The sequence below is a fragment of the Arthrobacter sp. NPDC092385 genome (assembly GCF_044755105.1).
Taxonomy (GTDB): Bacteria; Actinomycetota; Actinomycetes; order Actinomycetales; family Micrococcaceae; genus Arthrobacter_D.
Genome location: NZ_JBIVQL010000004.1, coordinates 129248 through 143783, shown reverse-complemented (window position 1 = coordinate 143783; position 14536 = coordinate 129248). Strand labels below are relative to the sequence as shown.

The following is a 14536-nucleotide window of genomic DNA, read 5'->3' as shown; positions in this document are numbered from 1 at the left end:
CGTGTGTGTCTTGCTGGACATTCGCTGAACCAAAATTACCATCGGGCTGCCGCCCGGGTTCCGCTTCGTGGTCGCTGTGCCGGCGGAGGCCGAACCCGGTGCCGTGGGGTAGGGCACTGCCCCGAGGGAGCTCACGCGGTGGTGAGCTCCTTGTTGTCCTCCAGGTCCTTGCCGGTGAACTCGGGCAGCCTGGTCCGCACGAAGATGAAGGACAGGACGGCGAAGACCGTGAAGGCCGCGTACATGGTCCAGAGGCCGAGGTTCTCGCTGACCCAGGGGAAGGTCAGGGTGACGATGAAGTTGAAGACCCAGTTCACCATCGTGGCGACTCCGAGGGCGATCGAGCGGATGCGGTTGGGGAACATCTCGCCGAGGGTCACCCACATGACCGGACCCCAGGTCGCGGCGAAGAAGACGACGAAGAGGTTGGCCCCGACGAGGGCGATCGGTCCCCATGCTCCGGGCAGGGAGATGTCCTCGCCCGATCCGTCGGCCTGCAGGAAGGCGAGTGTCGCGGCGAGCAGCCCGACAGCCATGCCCACCGAACCGATGAGCAGCAGCCTGCGCCGTCCGACGCGGTCGACGAAGAAGATCGCGACGAACGTCATGGTCACGTTGATGACGGAGGTGATGACCGACGTCGTGAAGGAGTCGCTCTCGCTGAAGCCCACGGACTTCCAGAGCGTCGTCGAGTAGTAGAAGATCGCGTTGATGCCGACCAGTTGCTGCAGCGCCGCGATGGCCATGCCGATCCAGAGGATCGGCTGCAGCCCGAACGCGGGCCCGCGGAGATCCCGGTAGCTCGCACGGTCCTCCCGCTCGAAGCTCTCCCTGATCTGGCTGATCTTGCCCGTCGTGTCACTCACGCCGGACACGCGCGACAGGACGTGCGCGGCTTCCTTGTCGCGACCCGCCCGGATGAGGAACTGGGGCGATTCGGGGATGATCAGCGCCAGGACGCCGTAGATGATGGCCGGAACCACGCCGACGAGGAGCATCCAGCGCCACGCGGACAGCCCCCACCAGAGCTCGTTGCCGGCCCCGCCGGCTGCGCCGGCCAGCGAGGCGTCCGAGAGCAGTGCCGCGAAGATGCCGACCGTGATGGCCAGCTGCTGGATCGAAGCCAGGCCCCCGCGCCACTTGGAGGGCGCGATCTCGGCGATATAGCCGGGGACGATCACGGAGGCGATACCGATGGCGAGGCCCCCGACGAGGCGCCAGGCCATGAGGTCCCATTCCGAGAAGGCGTACGCCGATCCAGCGGAGTTGACCGCGAACAGGATGGCTGCGGCGACCATGACCTTCTTGCGGCCCCAGCGGTCGGCGAGACCGCCGGCGAACCACGCGCCCGCCGCGCAGCCGAGCAGCGTGATGGCCACGGTGAAACCGAGGACGCTGGGACTCAGGTCGAAGTCGGCCTGGATCGAATCGACCGCTCCATTGATGACGGCCGTGTCGAAGCCGAACAGGAGCCCGCCCACCGCAGCCGCGACCGTGATCGCTATGACCCGTGCCAGGTGCTGCGGTGATTGTGCCGTATCCCGGCCGGCGGCGTTCTCGCTCATCTTCGGTTCTCCCTGCTCGTTCCGTGTTTCCTCACCCTACGTCAGTCCGAAGGGTGCTTAGCAGCGACCCGGCCACCCCCGCACCTGCCGGTCACCTGCCCGAAGGGTTGACGCAGGTCATAGGATGAGGGGGTCATTGATTCGCCGCAGCAACCATATCGTCCCGTCGCGGACGCTGGTCGCGCAGCTGGGCCGCTCCGCCGTCGTCGCCGGGCCGCCGCCGCGGTCGATGCCGTCCCCGCTCCACGTCCGTATCCACCGGCAGCACGTCCCGTTCCGTTAGGCAGCATCTTGAGCACCATCACGCATCCAGGCGACACCCTCTCCCGCCGCGAGAAGATCATCTACGTCTTCATCCTCGGGACGCTGACGGCCCTGGGCCCCTTCACCATCGATCTGTACCTCCCGGCCTTCCCCGCGCTGCGCTCGGATCTCGGCGTCTCCGAGGCGGCGGTCCAGCTGACGCTCACAGGGACGATCATCGGCTTCGCCGGCGGCCAGCTCCTCGTGGGTCCGCTCAGTGACAAGATCGGCCGGCGCCTTCCCCTCATCCTCGCGACCACGCTCCATGTCGGTGCCTCCATCGGTGCGGCGTCCTCTGAGGACATCAACATGCTGATGCTGTTCCGCGTCCTGCAGGGTGTGGGCGCCGCGGGCGGCGGCGTGGTGGCGATGGCCATGGTGAGGGACCTCTTCGGCGGCTACACGCTCGTCCGCATGCTGTCCTACATGGCGCTCGTCAACGGCATGGCTCCCATCTTCGCCCCGGTGATCGGCTCGCAGCTGCTCCTGCTCTTCCCCTGGCCCGGCATCTTCTGGTTCCTCGCGTGCTACGGCGTGCTCGTGATCGCCGCCGTGTCCCTGTTCATCATCGAGACCCTGCCGAAGGAGAACCGCCGGCAGTCCGGCCTCACCGTGGCGCAGCGGTACCGGGCGGTGCTGAGCGATCGCATCTTCATCGGCATCCTGCTGGTCGGCGGCATGAACTTCTCCGGGCTCTTCTCCTACCTGTCCGCGTCTCCGTTCCTCTTCCAGGGGCCGTACGGGCTGAACGAGCAGCAGTACGGCCTGCTGTTCGCGATCAACTCCCTGGGCATCGTCGCCGGCGTCCAGATCAGCTCACGCGTGCTCAGGCGCGTCGGCCCGCAGTGGGTCATCGCGATGGCGACCGTGGTGCAGCTGGTCATGGCCCTGCTCATCCTCGCCTTCGACCAGCTGGGCCTCGGCTTCTGGGGTACTGCGCTTCCGCTGTGGTTCTACATCATGGCGACCGGCTTCATCTTCCCCTGCGTGCAGGTGCTGGCGCTCATCAACAACGGCGCGCAGGCAGGAACGGCCGCCTCGCTGCTCGGTGCGGTGACCTTCGGCACGGCGGGCGTGGTCTCGCCCCTCGTCGGGCTGCTGGGCGAGGGCATCGAATCAGCCACGCCGATGGCGCTCGTGATGGCCGCGTGCATCGCCCTCGCCGTGGTGTTCCTCTGGGGCGTCGTCCGCCCCCGGAAGGTGCCGGCACTCCAGTAGCGCAGGCGGGCGTCAGGCGGCCGCGGGCTCCTGCTCAGGACCCGACGCCGCCGCTTCCGCCGTCTTGGCGATGTTGCGTGCCATCGAGCTGAAGATGAAGCCGTGGAACGGCAGCACGGCGAGCCAGTAGAGCCGCCCGGACAGGCCCTGCGGGAAGAAGACCGCCCGCTGGTAGTAGGAACTGCCGGAGCCGTCGGGCTCCACCCTGAACTCGAGCCACGCGCGGCCCGGCACCTTCATCTCGGCGCGGAGCCGTAGTCGCTCACCGCGCACGAGCTCTTCGACGCGCCAGAAGTCGAGTGCCTCCCCTGTGAGGAGCTCCTTCGCGTCCCGGCGCCCGCGGCGCAGGCCCACGCCTCCGGCCAGCTTGTCCATCCAGCCACGCGCCGCCCAGCCGACGGGCCAGGAGTACCAGCCGTTCTCGCCGCCGATGCCCTCGATCACCCTCCACAGCTGCTGAGGCGACGCCGTGGAGCTGTAGGTCTGGACGTCCGTGAAGACGGTGTGTCCCGCCCACTGGGGGTCCGAGGGCAAGGGGTCGGCTTCGGTGTCGATCTGCGACGCCCCTGCCCAGCTCGTCTCGACCTCTCCCCCGCGCATCTTGCCGAGTGCCAGGTCCACGGACCGGCGGTAGCCCGTCAGGCCGCCCTCCGGAACGGGGATGTACCGGTCGATGTCGTGTTCGGCGGTGACGGCGTCGTGCTGCAGCGACTCGATGAGCGGCATGGCCATGGCCCGTGGGATGGGCGTGACGAGGTTGACCCAGTGCCCCGCGAGGCGGGGCGTGAGGACCGGCAGTGCGAGGATCCGGCGGCGTGGCAGGCCCGCGGCCTCGGCGTACTGGTTCATCATCTCGGCGTACGTCAGCACCTCGCGCGAGCCGATGTCGAACGTCCGGTTCAGGTCCTCCGGGAGATCGAGCGCGCCGACGAGGTAGTGGATGACGTCGCGGACGGCGATGGGCTCGATGTGGTTCAGGACCCACTTCGGCGCGGGCATCACGGGCAGGACGTCGGAGAGGTGGCGGATCATCTCGAAGGACGCCGAACCGGACCCGATGACGACGCCGGCCTGGAAGGCGATGGTGGGGGTACCCGATTCGAGGAGGATCCTGCCCACCTGCGTGCGCGAACGCATGTGGGTGGACAGCTCGACGCCCTCTGGGTGGAGGCCGCCGAGATAGACGATGCGGCGGACGCCGGCCTGGGCCGCCGCCGCCGAGACGGTGGACGCGATCTCGGCCTCCCGCTGGTCGAAGTTCCTGCCCGAGCCCATCGAGTGGACGAGGTAGTAGAGCGTGTCGACGCCCCGGCTCACCTTCTCCATGGTGTCGCGGTCCTGCAGGTCCCCCTGCACGATGTCCACGGAGGCGGCCCAGGGCACGTCCTTGAGCTTCTGCGGGGAACGGACGATCACGCGGACGCGGCGGCCCTCTGCGACGAGTTTCGTGACGAGCCTGCCGCCGATGTATCCGGTTGCTCCGGTGACCAGGATGAGCTTGCCGTCGTTGTCCATGCGGCACAGCCTACGCCCGCCCCCTGACAGCTTCCGGGCCGCTCACCGGACGAGGCCAGCAGCCGGGCCGCCGGTGCCCGGCCGGCCGGCACACACGGCCGGCACACACGGCCGGCACCCGGGCAAAAGAATGCCCCTGACCGGTGTTTCCACTGGTCAGGGGCATATTCGCTCCTCCGACTGGACTTGAACCAGTAACCCTTCGATTAACAGTCGAATGCTCTGCCAATTGAGCTACGGAGGAATGCGCAGGTATTACTCTACATACCTTCAGGGGCGAAGTGAAATCAGCGCCGGCTCACTCCTCGCGGAGCTGCCGCCGCTGCATCTCGAGCTCCATCAGGTCGCGCTGCACCTGGTTGTAGAGCACCGGATCCGCCGCCGGATCCATGCGCTGGAGCTGGCCGAGCTTCTCCGCCTTCTGCTGCGTGATCCGGAGCTCCGTGAGGCGGTTCAGGATGTCGCGGCAGTACAGCACCATCGCATCGGCGTCCTTCGCCGGCAGCGGCCGGACGGCCAGCTCGCTGACGAGGGGACGCAGGACGTCCGGTACGCCCTCGCGCACCGACTCCACCCACCGGGAGAGCTCCGCCCCCGCGGCCCCCGCAGCCAGGACGGCGTTGTGCAGCGCCTCGTAGACGGGGACGGTGAACCGGAACGTGGAGAAGCTCTCCCACTGGGCCGCGGTGAGCAGGGTGGGCTGCTGGAGGGCCACCTCGAGTACCTCCCGCTCCATCCGGGCGATGGGGTCCCGCGGATCAGGGCGCTCGAAGAACGGTTCCTCGGACGGGGCAGGCTCGGAGCCATGACCGGAGGACGCGCCACCCGGCTGCCCGGCACTCCCCTGCTGGCCGGGCCGGCCGGGCCGGCCCTGCTGGCCCTGCTGCCCGTGCTGGCGGCCTCCGGCCGCGGACGCCGGGGCGCTGTCCCGGCGCGCAGCCGCCGCGACGGCACGCGCCACCTGGTCCTCCCCGACGTACTGCATGCCGAGCCAGCGGGAGAGTTCCCTCGTGTAGGTGGAGCGGAGGGAGACGTCGCGGATCTGCGCGACGATCGGGGCGGCATGCCGCAGGGCCTTGACCTGCCCCTCCCCGGAGGAGAGGTCGAAGTTCCCGAAGGACGCCTTGATCGCGAACTCGAACAGGGGCCGGCGATCGGCGATCAGGGCGCGGACGGCGTCGTCGCCCCGGGTCTGCCGGAGCTCGCACGGGTCCGCGCCGGACGCCTCGACGGCCACGTACGTCTGCGAGTTGAAGCGCTGGTCCTCCTCGAACGCGCGCAGGGCGGCCTTCTGCCCCGCGGCATCGCCGTCGAACGTGAAGATGACCTCGCCTCCCGTGCCGTCGTCGGACAGGAGCCTGCGGGCGATCTTGATGTGGTCCGTGCCGAACGCCGTGCCGCACGTCGCGACGGCGGTCCCGACGCCGGCGAGGTGGCAGGCCATCACGTCGGTGTAGCCCTCGACGACGACGAGCTGCCGGTTCTTGGCGATGTCCCGCTTGGCGAGGTCGATGCCGTACAGCACCTGGGACTTCTTGTAGAGGGAGGTCTCGGGGGTGTTGAGGTACTTCGGTCCCTGGTCGTCCTCGTACAGCTTCCTCGCACCGAACCCGACGGTGTCCCCGGTGATGTCGCGGATGGGCCAGATGAGCCGCCCGCGGAAGCGGTCGTAGAACCGCCCGGCGTTGCTCGACGACGCGCTGAACATGCCGGTCAGCTTCAACTCGTCGAGGGTGAACCCCCGGCCCGTCAGATGGTTGAGCAGCGTGTCCCAGCCCTGCGGGGCGTAGCCGACGCCGAACTGCTCCGCGGCCGCGCGGTCGAAGCCCCGCTCCTGCAGGAACTGGCGCGCGGTGGCAGCGCCCTGCGTGAGGAGCTGGTCGCGGAAGAACTCGGCCGCGATCTTGTGGGCGTCCAGCAGGCGCTGCCTCTTGCCGACGTCCTCTCGCCGCGGGCCCGTGCCGCCGTCCTCGTAGTGCAGCTCGAAGCCGATGCGCGCCGCGAGCTTCTCCACGGTCTCGCTGAAGGAGGTGTGGTCCAGCTTCTGCACGAAGGAGATGACGTCTCCGCCCTCGCCGCACCCGAAGCAGTGGTAGGAGCCCATCTGGGGGCGCACGTGGAAGGACGGCGACCGTTCGTCGTGGAAGGGGCACAACCCCTTCCACGAGCCGATGCCGGCCGACTTGAGCGTGACGTAGGCCTCGACGACCTCCTTGATGTCGGTCCGCTGCCGCACCTCATCGATGTCTTCACGCTTGATGAGTCCGGCCATGGAACCCAGTTTATGCCTGCCCCACCGACACCCTGACAGCCGCCGGCGCAGGGGCGCTCAGGGCCGTTGGGGAGGAGCAGGCCTACCAGAGGGCGGGAACGGGCCCGACGATGCGCTCGTGGAGGCTGAGCGCGGAGGCGTCGGTGAGGGACGCCACCTGGTCGATGACCACGCGCAGGCGGGCGTCGGCGTCCGGCGCCTCCCGCCAGTCGGCGGCGAACATCGGCTCGAGGTAGCGCTCGCCGTCGGCGTGGATCCGGGCGACGAGGGACGCGAGGATCTCGCGCTGGCGCTCGTAGAGCGGCTGGCGGTGATCGGTCGTCATCACGTAGGTGGTGGCCAGGCCCTTCATGACGGCGATCTCCATGATGGTCTCCTCCGGCACCACCATCTCGGCGTTGTAGCGGGTCAGGGAGTCGGGCCCGTAGATGGAGCGCGTGGACTGCATGGCGCTCAGGCAGAAGCGGCCGATCAGCTGGCTGGTCATGTTCTTGAGCGCGGCCATGGACCGGCGCGTGCCGTCCGCCTCCCGGACCCACACCGGCGTCTTCTCGAGGCGGGCCAGCGCCGCATCGACGGCCGCCGGATCACTGCCCGGGAGGTACCACTGCTGGGTGTAGCCGACCACGCGTGCACGTGCATCGGCGCTGTCCATCCACTTGAGCTGGAGGTGCCCTGCGACGATGGCGTCCTCGACGTCGTGCACCGAGTACGAGATGTCGTCCGCGAGGTCCATGACCTGCGCCTCGAGGCACGAGCGGCCCTCCGGGGCACCGTCGCGCAGCCATGCGAAGACCGGCAGGTCGTCGTCGTACGCACCGAACTTCGTGGTGCGCTGGCCGCTGATCACCGGGGCCGCCGCCGCAGTCCACGGGTACTTGCACGCGGCGTCCAGGCTCGCGCGGGTGAGGTTCAGGCCCGCGGGCCCGCCGTCGGGCGCCAGGACCTTCGGTTCGAGCCGCGTGAGGAGGCGGAGCGTCTGCGCATTGCCCTCGAAGCCGCCGATGGCGTGGGCGATGTCATTGAGCGCCGATTCGCCGTTGTGGCCGAAGGGCGGGTGCCCGAGGTCGTGGGCCAGGCAGGCGGTGTCGACGATGTCCGGATCACACCCGAGGGTCCGGCCCAGCTCACGGCCCACCTGCGCGACCTCGAGCGAGTGGGTGAGGCGGGTCCGCACGAAGTCGTCGGTGTCCGGCGCGACGACCTGCGTCTTCGCGCCGAGGCGACGCAGGGCCGATGAGTGCAGCACCCGGGCGCGGTCGCGTTCGAAGTCGGTGCGGTGGGAGCTCTTGGGCGGCTCCTCCACCCACCGCTCCGTGTCCGCGACGCTGTAGCCGGTGGTGGCGGACAGTTCGGGGAAGCTCATGATGCCTTTCTAGCGCAGGTGGGAGGGGAAGTCCTGCCCGGTCCGGCCGGTGTGGAGCGGAGGACGGGACCCGGGGACGCCGGCGTCATCCGCCGGATACGTCCACCTCGGCTGCGGCGATATCGGCCTGCTGCGCCTCGTTGAGGACGCGGCCGTCGAGCCAGTGCTCGGGCAGGGCGGTCTTCTTCGGCGAGCCGGCACGGCCCCGGGGGCCCTCGGCGTCGGAGCCCGGATAGGGCGAGTCCTTGTCGAGTTCGTCCAGGAGGCCGCGCAGCACCTCGAGGGTGGGCACCGTGGCCAGTTTCGCCCGCAGCTCCCCGCCCACCACGTAGCCCTTGAAGTACCAGGCCATGTGCTTGCGGATGTCGCGCAGCCCCATCATCTCGCTGCCGAACGTCTCCACGAGGAGCTCCGCATGGCGGTAGACGGTGTCCGCGACCTGCCCCAGGCCCGGCCGGTACCGGGCGGAACTGCCCTCGAAGGCGTTCATCAGGTCACCGAAGAGCCACGGACGGCCCTGGCAGCCGCGGCCGATGACGACGCCGTCGACGCCGGTCTGCCGCACCATGCGCACGGCGTCCTCCGCGCTCCAGATGTCGCCGTTGCCGAGCACGGGGATGTCCGGCAGCGCCTCGCGGAGTTCCGCGATGGCGTTCCAGTCCGCCTGGCCCGAGTAGAACTGGGACGCCGTGCGCCCGTGGAGGGCGACGGCGGCGACACCGCTGTCGCGTGCGATCCTGCCGGCCTCGCGGAACGTGAGGTGGTCCTCGTCGATGCCCTTGCGCATCTTGATGGTCAGCGGGACGTTACCCTTCGACGCCTCGCGCACGGCGGTCTGCACGATGCCCGTGAAGAGGTCGAGTTTCCACGGCAGCGCCGCTCCCCCGCCCTTGCGGGTGACCTTGGGCACGGGGCAGCCGAAGTTCAGGTCGATGTGGTCGGCGCGGTCCTCTTCGACGAGCAGGCGCACGGCGGCGCCCACGGTCTTCGGGTCGACGCCGTACAGCTGCACCGAGCGCACCGCCTCGTCGTCGTCGTGCGAGATGATGCGCATGGACTCCGGGCTGCGCTCCACGAGCGCGCGGGAGGTGACCATCTCGGACACGTAGAGGCCGCCACCGTATTCGCGGCAGAGCCGGCGGAACGCCCTGTTGGTGATGCCGGCCATCGGCGCGAGGATCACCGGGGTGTCCACCGTGATGTTGCCGAGGGTGAGCGGCGGGAGGTCGAGCCGGAGCGCGCCGTCGGCTGCGTCGGGAAGGGCGGCCGTGGAGTCGCCGTAGCCGGGATCGCCGGAGGGAGCGGGAAGTGTCGATACTGCGGTCACCCCTCCATTGTCGCAAGGTCCCGCAAATCCGGATGCAGTGTTCGCTGTGCGCCTGCGCTCCCTGGCGGCCTTGCGCCATGCGTTCGTCATGCGCCCTCCCCGGCAGCGCGCCGGGCCCGCCGCTCGCCGAGCGCGACAAGGCGCCCGCCCGGAGCGAGGGTCCCCGCGTCCCCGTGCGCGGGGACCGCGGGCTCGGCGTGGTCCCGGGAGCCGTCGTCGTTCCTGCCGCCCCCGGCCTTCGGGCCCACCGCCTTCACCACGAGCACCGCGATCCCGGTGGTGAGGGGGATGGCGAGCACCAGGCCGATCGAGCCCACGAGGGTCCGCACCACCTCCTCGGCCAGCTCACCGCTCGTGAGCGTGTCGAGCAGGGCCCGGTCGTAGAGGGAGACGAGGATCAGCACGGGCAGTGCCGCGCCGGCATAGGCGAAGGCGATGGTGTAGACGGTGGAGGCAATGTGGTCCCGCCCGATCCTCATCGCGGAGGCGAAGAGCCGGCGCCCCGGGGTGTCCGGAGCGAGCTCGTACAGCTCCCACACCGAGGAGGACTGCGTGATGGTGACGTCGTTGAGGACGCCGAGGCCCGAGATGATCAGGCCGCACAGGATGATGGACGAGATGGACAGCTCATCCGACGCGTTCACGAGCGTGTAGGCGTTCTCGTCCCCGACACCGGTGAGGTGGGCGGCGTCCGTGACCCATGCGGCGAGGGCCGCCGTGACGCCGAGTCCGAAGACCGTCCCGAGCAGGGCGGTGGACGTCCGGGCCGAGAAGCCGTGCGCGAAGTACAGGACGCCGTACATGATCACCACCGATCCCACGAGTCCGAGCAGCAGGGGCGGCCGGCCCTCCACGAGCCCGGGCAAAATGAACTGCGCCAGGATCACGAGCGCCCCGACGAGGCCGATGATCGCGCGCAGTCCGCGCCAGCGCGCGACGGCGATGACGACGACGGCGTACACGACCGCGAGCGCGACGATCGGGACGGACCGCACGAAATCGACGAACACGTAGGGTGCGGCCCCGCCCTGCATGACCGCGGCGAGGTCGAGGTAGCGGATCTCGTCGCCCGCCTCCACAGCCCTGGTCTTCGCGAGTTCGGGCGTCACCTCCACGGGGATGACATCACCCCCGAGAGCCGGCTGCGTGTAGGCGATGGTGCAGGTCAGGGCGGTGCCGCCGGCGTCGACGGTGGCCTGTGAGGACGGGCAGTCCCCCTCGCCGACCTCGCGGACTGTTCCCCGTTCGAAGCTGACGCCCTCGGCCGTCGCATACGGATTCGCGACCGAGAGGGAGCTGCGGTCGCCCGTGGGCCAGAGCACCACCATGGCGATGAGGGTGAGGACGCCGAGGGGAACGAGGATCGCCGAGAGCAGCACGGTGGCCCGCCGTCGCGTGGCGAGCGCGGCGGAGGTGGGCTCCGGACTCTCGGTGGCGTTCAGGTGGCTGTGGCCCACGGACTTCCCTCGGGTTCTCAGGCGGTTGTCCGGACGGTTCTCGTTCGGGCGGCGGACGTGGCGCACCGGGCGCCTCTGGGATTCTACGCAGGAGAACGCAGTGCGCGGCGTCGCGCCCGTCCTCCACGGCGGGCGGGCCGGCTCCGCTGCCGGACCCGAGCAGGAAAACCTCTGTCCGGGACGCGTATCTGCGGCCGGCCGGGGTACAAAGAGTACGTAGAGGGCACGAGCGGGTCTTCCCGCTCCCGCCGAAGGCCGGACGAAGGATCTGAGCATGGGATGGAAGCCGCGGCAGAGCGACCGCATGTACCGGTTCGTGGTGTACGCGGGCAAGGCGGTCTTCGCGGCCCTGCGCCTGCCGATCACGGTCAGCGGGACGGAGAACCTCCCGGCCTCGGACCCCCTCCAGGGGCGTTCGCGGCGTGCGGTGCCCGGGCACGGCGCCGTCGTCGCCATCACCCACTTCGGGTACCTCGACTTCGCCTTCGCGGAACTCGTCCTGTGGAACCACGCACGCATCCAGGCCCGCTACATGATCTCGAAACGGGCGGCGGGACACTGGTTCGTCAGCCCGTTCGTCTTCGGCCTCGGCCATGTCGTCACGGACCGGAAGGCGGGCGCCGAGGCGTACGACGACGCGCTCGCGAAGCTGCGGGCCGGTGAGTACGTGGCCATCCTGCCCGAGGCGGGCGTGTCCCGCAGCTACACCGTCCGGTCCCTCAAGACCGGCGCCGTACGGCTCGCGGCCGAAGCCGGCGTGCCCGTGATCCCGGTCTCCGTCTGGGGCGCCCACCGTTTGCTGACCCGCGGCCACGGCTTCTCCGTCCGGCGGGCCTGGAAGTCCCCCGTCCGCGTCCACATCAGCCCTGCCATCCACCATGCGCCAGGGCTCGACGTCACGGAGGAGACGGAGAAGCTGCGCCAGGAGCTGCAGGAGGGCATCATGACGTGCATCGCCGACTTCCCGGTGACCCCGGAGCCGGGTGCCTGGTGGATGCCTGCGCACCTCGGCGGCAGCGCCATGACCGACGCCGAGCGCGAGGCGGCCGACATCGCGGACAAGAAGGCCGGCCGGCACGACCGCGGCTGACGCACCGGGAGCGGCCCCCTCCGTGTCGTCGGGCGGTCGCGTGGCGCCCGGGGTGTCCGGCCGCGCAGGCGCTCAGGCCGTCGCGACCACCAGGGTCTCCGGACCGGCGAGCCGCGCCGCGCCGGTGGCCAGCAGGGGGTCGAGGACGGCGACCAGCGCTTCCATCGAGTCGTCCACCTCGAGCTGGATGGGGTACTGGTGCACGAGCATGGCGATCATGGTGGCGACGGCGGCCTGCTGCTCCTGCGGGCTGAGGGTCGTGTCGTAGCCGAGCAGGACGTCCGCCGGGTCGTCGGTCCGGGCCTGCGTGTAGCTGACCGCGAAGGCCGCGATGGCACCGCCGTCGGCCCTGGGCCTGTCCCGCAGCACGATCGCTCCCCCGGCGCCGCTCGCGTCGCCGAGGAACAGCTGCTGCGCGCGACCCAGGCTGATGTCCGCGCGGTCCCAGGCGTGGACGGACTCGTAGAAGGTCGCCAGCGCCCGGGTCAGCTCGACGGATCCGGTGGCGGCCTCCTCGAGCTGCGGGCCCGCGGCGTCGTCGAAGGCGGGCGCCGCGAGGGCGCCCGGTCCCACGACGACGAGCCGTGATCGCTGCAGCGTGCCGAAGCCCGTCGCCTCGGCGAACGCGGCGCCGGTGGTGCCCGGCGTCACCTTCGACCGCAGTGCGGTGATGCCCGACGGCGAGGCTGCTGCCTCGTGCTGGAGCATCGTGAGCAGGGTGGATCCGACACCCGCGCGCCGATGGTCCTCGGCGACCTCGATGTAGCACCAGAGCCGGTCAGGGTGGAGCGCCGCCCCGTATACGCAGCCGGCCGCTACCGGGATCCCCTGGTCCACCGCGGTGATGCAGCGGTTCCAGGGATTGTCCGACGGCGCGCGGAAGGACCCGCGGAACTGCTCGGCCGCCGCCGATTCGGGGCCGCCCCAGAGCTGGATGAGCTCGAGGTCGTCCCCCTCCTGCCAGGCGCGGTATTCGAGGGCCATCAGGCTCCGATCAGGCGCGCGGCGAGGTACCCCTGCACCTGGTCGAGGGCCACGCGTTCCTGCGCCATGGTGTCGCGCTCGCGGATCGTCACGGCCTGGTCCTCGAGGGTGTCGAAGTCCACGGTGATGCAGAACGGCGTGCCGATCTCGTCCTGGCGGCGGTAGCGGCGGCCGATGGCACCGGCGTCGTCGAAGTCGATGTTCCAGCTCCTGCGCAGCTGCGCCGCGAGGTCCTTCGCCTTCGGGGACAGGTCCTCGTTGCGGCTGAGCGGGAGCACGGCGGCCTTGACCGGGGCGAGCCGGGGGTCCAGCTTCAGCACGGTGCGCTTGTCCACGCCACCCTTGGCGTTGGGCGCCTCGTCCTCGGTGTAGGAGTCGACGAGGAACGCCATGAAGGAGCGCGTCAGGCCCGCCGCGGGCTCGATCACGTAGGGTGTGTAGCGCTCGTTGGTGGCCTGGTTGAAGTACCCGAGGTCCGTGCCCGAGTGCTTCGAGTGCGTGGAGAGGTCGAAGTCCGTGCGGTTCGCGATGCCTTCGAGCTCACCCCACTCGGAGCCGGAAAAACCGAACCGGTACTCGATGTCGGTGGTGCCCTTGGAGTAATGGCTCAGCTTCTCCAGCGGGTGCTCGAAGAGTCGCAGGTTGTCGGCCTTGATGCCGAGGTCCGTGTACCAGGAGAAACGCTGGTCGATCCAGTACCTGTGCCATTCCTCGTCCGTCCCGGGCTCGACGAAGAACTCCATCTCCATCTGCTCGAACTCGCGCGTGCGGAAGATGAAGTTGCCCGGGGTGATCTCGTTCCGGAAGCTCTTGCCGATCTGCCCGATGCCGAAGGGGGGCTTCTTGCGCGCGGTGGTCAGCACGTTGTTGAAGTTCACGAAGATGCCCTGGGCGGTCTCGGGCCGCAGGTAGTGCATGCCCTCCTCGGAGGCCACGGGCCCGAGGAAGGTCTTGAGCAGTCCCGAGAACTCCTGCGGCTCGGTCCACTGGCCCTTGGTGCCGCAGTTGGCGCAGGTGACGTCCTTGAGGCCGTTCTCCGGCGCCCGGCCCTTCTTCTCCTCGTACTCCTCCTCGAGGTGGTCGGCGCGGTAGCGCTTGTGGCAGGACAGGCACTCGACGAGCGGGTCGCTGAAGACCTCGACGTGCCCGGAGGCCTCCCAGACCTGGCGGGGCAGGATGACCGCGGAATCCAGTCCGACGACGTCCTCGCGTCCGCGCACCATGGTCTGCCACCACTGACGCTTGATGTTCTCCTTGAACTCGGCGCCGAGGGGCCCGTAATCCCAGGCAGAGCGGGAACCGCCGTAGATCTCCCCCGACTGGAACACGAAGCCGCGCCGCTTGGCGAGCGAGATGATGGGGTCGAGTGCTGACTTGGCTGCTGCCATGGTGTTTGTTCTCCAGTTCTGTGCAGGCCGCTGGGTGCGGTCGCAGGTGGG

General features: G+C 69.7%; 10 protein-coding genes and 1 tRNA gene. 2 read left to right on the top strand and 9 right to left on the bottom strand.

Annotation, left to right across the window (positions count from 1 at the left end; all coding sequences use genetic code 11):
- Window positions 1-131: 131 nt before the first annotated feature.
- Complete coding sequence (locus ACIQCY_RS07000; protein WP_400483177.1) at window positions 132-1565, bottom strand: sugar porter family MFS transporter; 1434 nt, start codon at window positions 1563-1565, stop codon at window positions 132-134.
- A gap of 291 nt (window positions 1566-1856) precedes the next feature.
- On the opposite strand from ACIQCY_RS07000, the gene ACIQCY_RS06995 reads away from it, so the two are divergent.
- Window positions 1857-3086 (top strand): multidrug effflux MFS transporter, encoded by a 1230-nt coding sequence (locus ACIQCY_RS06995; protein ID WP_400483176.1) that lies wholly within the window; start codon window positions 1857-1859, stop codon window positions 3084-3086.
- Between the two features lie 12 nt (window positions 3087-3098).
- Here the strand turns inward: ACIQCY_RS06995 and ACIQCY_RS06990 are convergent, their stop codons facing one another.
- The 6 genes from ACIQCY_RS06990 to ACIQCY_RS06965 all read right to left on the bottom strand — a co-directional run bounded on the left by ACIQCY_RS06990 (window position 3099) and on the right by ACIQCY_RS06965 (window position 11023).
- Window positions 3099-4601, bottom strand: coding sequence for an SDR family oxidoreductase (locus ACIQCY_RS06990; protein WP_400483175.1), 1503 nt, complete (start codon window positions 4599-4601; stop codon window positions 3099-3101).
- Window positions 4602-4772: 171 nt separating this feature from the next.
- A tRNA-Asn gene (locus tag ACIQCY_RS06985) sits at window positions 4773-4845 on the bottom strand.
- A gap of 54 nt (window positions 4846-4899) precedes the next feature.
- Window positions 4900-6873, bottom strand: coding sequence for a DNA primase (gene dnaG / locus ACIQCY_RS06980; RefSeq protein ID WP_400483174.1), 1974 nt, complete (start codon window positions 6871-6873; stop codon window positions 4900-4902).
- A gap of 82 nt (window positions 6874-6955) precedes the next feature.
- Entirely contained in the window at window positions 6956-8239 is a 1284-nt protein-coding gene (locus tag ACIQCY_RS06975) for a deoxyguanosinetriphosphate triphosphohydrolase (protein ID WP_400483173.1), read from the bottom strand.
- Between the two features lie 85 nt (window positions 8240-8324).
- Window positions 8325-9566 carry a tRNA dihydrouridine synthase DusB gene (gene dusB, locus ACIQCY_RS06970; protein ID WP_400483172.1) on the bottom strand — a complete coding sequence of 414 codons (1242 nt, stop codon included), beginning with the start codon at window positions 9564-9566 and terminating at the stop codon, window positions 8325-8327.
- An 86-nt stretch (window positions 9567-9652) separates the two neighbouring features.
- Complete coding sequence (locus ACIQCY_RS06965) at window positions 9653-11023, bottom strand: YibE/F family protein (protein ID WP_400483171.1); 1371 nt, start codon at window positions 11021-11023, stop codon at window positions 9653-9655.
- 274 nt (window positions 11024-11297) lie between these two features.
- Between ACIQCY_RS06965 and ACIQCY_RS06960 the strand changes: the two genes are divergently transcribed.
- On the top strand, window positions 11298-12113 hold the full coding sequence (locus tag ACIQCY_RS06960; RefSeq protein WP_400483170.1) for a lysophospholipid acyltransferase family protein: 816 nt from the start codon (window positions 11298-11300) through the stop codon (window positions 12111-12113).
- 72 nt (window positions 12114-12185) lie between these two features.
- Here the strand turns inward: ACIQCY_RS06960 and ACIQCY_RS06955 are convergent, their stop codons facing one another.
- Window positions 12186-13097: a GNAT family N-acetyltransferase gene (locus ACIQCY_RS06955; RefSeq protein WP_400483169.1), complete on the bottom strand. Its 912-nt coding sequence runs from the start codon at window positions 13095-13097 to the stop codon at window positions 12186-12188.
- On the bottom strand, window positions 13097-14485 hold the full coding sequence (locus ACIQCY_RS06950; protein ID WP_400483168.1) for a glycine--tRNA ligase: 1389 nt from the start codon (window positions 14483-14485) through the stop codon (window positions 13097-13099). The genes ACIQCY_RS06955 and ACIQCY_RS06950 overlap by 1 nt, the downstream gene beginning before the upstream one ends.
- Window positions 14486-14536 lie beyond the last annotated feature (51 nt).

Bases quoted from the DNA above. Each gene is read 5' to 3' on its own strand.
- ACIQCY_RS07000 (WP_400483177.1), bottom strand. From the start codon at position 1,565: ATGAGCGAGAACGCCGCCGGCCGGGATACGGCACAATCACCGCAGCAC.
- ACIQCY_RS06990 (WP_400483175.1), bottom strand. From the start codon at position 4,601: ATGGACAACGACGGCAAGCTCATCCTGGTCACCGGAGCAACCGGATAC.
- dnaG (WP_400483174.1), bottom strand. From the start codon at position 6,873: ATGGCCGGACTCATCAAGCGTGAAGACATCGATGAGGTGCGGCAGCGG.
- ACIQCY_RS06975 (WP_400483173.1), bottom strand. From the start codon at position 8,239: ATGAGCTTCCCCGAACTGTCCGCCACCACCGGCTACAGCGTCGCGGAC.
- ACIQCY_RS06960 (WP_400483170.1), top strand. From the start codon at position 11,298: ATGGGATGGAAGCCGCGGCAGAGCGACCGCATGTACCGGTTCGTGGTG.
- ACIQCY_RS06955 (WP_400483169.1), bottom strand. From the start codon at position 13,097: ATGGCCCTCGAATACCGCGCCTGGCAGGAGGGGGACGACCTCGAGCTC.
- ACIQCY_RS06950 (WP_400483168.1), bottom strand. From the start codon at position 14,485: ATGGCAGCAGCCAAGTCAGCACTCGACCCCATCATCTCGCTCGCCAAG.